At 44.0% G+C, this 232-nt stretch carries 1 protein-coding gene; it reads right to left on the bottom strand.

Annotated features, from left to right (window positions below; translation table 11 throughout):
* Positions 1–47: 47 nt before the first annotated feature.
* On the bottom strand, positions 48–232 hold a 185-nt coding region (locus AAEY88_RS15665; protein ID WP_350563877.1), incomplete at its 5' end, for a hypothetical protein.

Raw genomic sequence — 232 nt, 5'->3', positions numbered from 1 at the left:
GATTACTACTTTAATCAAGAAGAACGCTTCGTCAACATCCGTAAAGCCTACGTTGAACACATTGAGAAAATGTACAACCTTGCTGGCTTACCAAATGCAAAAGCCAACGCTGCCTCAGGTCCGAATACCGCCAAAACGAACAAAGTGAAGACTGAGCAAATAAGCACAATAGGCACGAACCCGCCACCTAGATTATCAACGACGTTCAATATCGTCGAACTACTAGCATGGA

It is taken from the genome of Psychrobacter sp. CAL346-MNA-CIBAN-0220, from assembly GCF_040309805.1.
GTDB lineage: Bacteria > Pseudomonadota > Gammaproteobacteria > Pseudomonadales > Moraxellaceae > Psychrobacter.
This window is presented reverse-complemented; position numbering and strand designations above follow the sequence as displayed.